This is a genomic window from Kribbella sp. (assembly GCF_035655035.1).
Classification (GTDB): domain Bacteria; phylum Actinomycetota; class Actinomycetes; order Propionibacteriales; family Kribbellaceae; genus Kribbella.
In genome coordinates, this window is the sequence record NZ_DASRVN010000293.1 from 1 (window position 1) to 2,849 (window position 2,849).

A 2,849-nucleotide genomic window follows, 5' to 3' on the forward strand; every position below is an offset into this window, starting at 1 on the left:
CCCGCCAGTCGCTGGCGGGCGCGGTGGTCGCGAGCGCGACGATGGCGACCCTCGACATCACCTCCCTGGAGGTGTCGCCCTGGGCGTTGCGCGAAGGCATCCTGCTGCACCACCTCGAGACCGTCACGGATCAGGAACACCGGTTGACCGTCGAGTCCTTGCAGCCACTGACAGTGCTCACCCCCGCGCCGGCAACCGTCACCACCATCGACCGCTGAGCAGCAGCGCGCACCTTCCTGCCTGCTCGTCGGCGACGGTTCGTCCGGGTCCTAGGACTGTTCGGAGATCTCGCTCACCGTGCGTCCCGCGCGGCCGGGAGACGCCTGTACGACGTCGGCCTGGGCGAGCATCCCGACCAGTTCTTGGCCGTCGATCACCGGCAGGCGCCGTACCTGGTACTTCTCCATCGTCCTCAGCGCTTCCTCGATCGAGTCGTCCGCGCCGATCGTCACCGGCTTGCCCTGCGCGAAGGCACCCGCCGTCGTCTTCGACGGGTCACCACCGTCGGCAACGCACTTCACCACGATGTCGCGATCGGTGAGCATGCCCTTCAGCCGGTTGTCCTCGCCGCAGATCGGCAGCGCACCGACGTGCAACTCGCGCATCTTCCGGGCCGCGACGGTCAGGCTCTCCTTCTCGCCGACACACTCCACACCCGGCGTCATCAAATCTCGTGCCGTGCTCATGTCATCACCTACCTGAAAGGGTCCGCTCGTACTGCGGCGCGGTGCCCAGCACTGCCACCGGGAAACAGGTAGGTACCTCGGCCCGGATCGCCCCCGAATGAACCTCGTGCGCTCCGGACTCCGTCCCGCGACCCACATCGAGCAACACCGTCGCGAACGGGCCGTCGCTTTCGTACACCGGTTCCAGTCTGCTCACGTCCATTGACTTCGGGTACCCGGACAGCTCCCCAGAAAACCGGCGTACGCGTGTCGTCGGCGCGCGACGGGGTACCGCTGGGGCAGCCAACGATCACACTCCGGAGGGCCGAGCCATGAGCGTCGATCCGACCACTCGCTATGCCACACCTGATCGGCAGACACCGCAAACCCAGCATCATCCCGGCCGCAGCGATGCGATGACACCGGAACCGGACTACGGCGAGAAGACCTATCAGGGCAGTGGGAAGCTCACCGGCAAGCGAGCCCTGATCACCGGCGGAGACTCGGGCATCGGCCGGGCCGTCGCACTCGCGTTCGCCCGCGAGGGTGCGGACGTGATGATCTCTCACCTCGAGGCCGAGGAGCAGGACGCCCGCGAAACCTGCCGCCTGATCGTCGACGCCGGACGATCGGCGGTAGCGCTGGCCGGAGACATCCGTGATCAGGGGCACTGCCAGACGCTCGTCGAGCGTTGCGTCGCCGAGCTCGGTGGACTCGACATCCTGGTCAACAACGCGGCGTACCAGATGTCGGTCGACGGCCTTGCCGATATCTCCACCGAGCAGCTCGATCGGGTCTTCAAGACGAACGTCTACGCCATGTTCTGGCTGTGCAAGGCGGCCCTTCCGCACCTGTCGCGAGGCTCGTCCATCATCAACACGACGTCGATCCAGGCGTACGAACCATCGCCGGGGCTGCTCGACTACGCGACGAGCAAGGCGGCGATCCTCAACTTCACCAAGGGCCTCGCCCAGGAACTCGCGCCACGCGGGATCCGGGTGAACGCAGTCGCGCCCGGGCCGATCTGGACTCCGCTGATCCCGGCAACGCTGCCCGCCGAGAAAGTCGCCGACTTCGGCGCCGACACGCCCCTCGGACGGGCCGGCCAGCCCGCCGAACTCGCCCCGGTGTACGTGTTCCTCGCCTCCGACGACTCGACGTACATCACCGGCGAACGCATCGCCGCAACCGGCGGCCGTCCCCTTCCCTGACAACGGCCGTCGCACGCTCAGGCGCCTGACCAGCGCGGTTCTGGCTAGCCGCCGGGCCTTCCGATCAGCGGTAGCCCTCGCTCTGGGTCCCCTCTGACGCGACGCGTACGCCGTAATGGTAGGCAAGCCGGCCCCCGAGCCAACCGGACACACCGAGCAGCGCCAGCGCGACCAAACTCAGGACGAGACCGGCCGTGCTGGCGTTCTCGTAGCCTTGTCCGGCCCGAACGGCGAAGTCGACGACGAACACCACAACGACGATCAGGTTGAGCGCCATGTGCGTCAGCCCGGTCCGGAACACTCGGGTACCACGCGGGATGGCAAGCAGATCGATCAACCCGAACACCGCAGCCAGCACCGCACCGACGATGCCGATACCGATCAGCCAGTAGGCACCTTCGGAGAACGCCTTCTCTTCCGCAGCATCCGCCAGCGCCACGATGTCGAACACGATACTGGCAACCCAGGTACCGATCGGCACCGTGACCAGGATCGGATGGAACGGATGGCCATACGGTCCCGCGATGATGCTCCTCGGGCGCTTGGCTTGCTCGAGCGCCGTCTCGTGATGGTTGGCGTCCATGATCCGCTCCTCTCGCCCGCACCTGGCCCGAACCACCTGCTTCGCGAGTACCCGCCAGCGACACAAATCACACGACCCCGCCCCAGTCCACGGCCCGACCCCCGGCTCCTGGCTCCCGGCCCCCGGCCCCCGGCTCCCGGCTCCCGGCTCCCGGCTCCCGGTGACCGTCACCCTGTCCGTTGCCTTCAACAACAATCCCGCCCGCCGGCTCCACCACCAACCCCAGCCCCCGACCACGGCGACTCCTATGAGCGCTTCTCATCTCCGAATGGGTTGGAGCCACACTCGGCCGTCGACCTACCCGGCACCATTCGCTACGGCTCATGCCCAGACCGACGGCTGAGCCTCGTACGACGACCTGCCCATAGCCACCGGGTACCGGTCGGATAC

At 67.3% G+C, this 2,849-nt stretch carries 3 protein-coding genes and 1 pseudogene; 2 read left to right on the top strand and 2 right to left on the bottom strand.

The window, feature by feature from the left end; all coding sequences use genetic code 11:
• Positions 1–218 (top strand): annotated as a pseudogene (locus tag VFF46_RS16995) (hypothetical protein); the annotation flags it as partial.
• Between the two features lie 51 nt (positions 219–269).
• On the opposite strand, the gene VFF46_RS17000 reads toward VFF46_RS16995, so the two are convergent.
• Complete coding sequence (locus tag VFF46_RS17000) at positions 270–686, bottom strand: CBS domain-containing protein (RefSeq protein ID WP_325038101.1); 417 nt, start codon at positions 684–686, stop codon at positions 270–272.
• 395 nt (positions 687–1,081) lie between these two features.
• Here VFF46_RS17000 and VFF46_RS17005 point away from each other — a divergent pair, with 395 nt between their 5' ends.
• On the top strand, positions 1,082–1,876 hold the full coding sequence (locus tag VFF46_RS17005; protein WP_325038102.1) for an SDR family oxidoreductase: 795 nt from the start codon (positions 1,082–1,084) through the stop codon (positions 1,874–1,876).
• A 64-nt stretch (positions 1,877–1,940) separates the two neighbouring features.
• Here the strand turns inward: VFF46_RS17005 and VFF46_RS17010 are convergent, their stop codons facing one another.
• Complete coding sequence (locus tag VFF46_RS17010) at positions 1,941–2,459, bottom strand: DUF2231 domain-containing protein (RefSeq protein ID WP_325038103.1); 519 nt, start codon at positions 2,457–2,459, stop codon at positions 1,941–1,943.
• Positions 2,460–2,849: the final 390 nt, after the last annotated feature.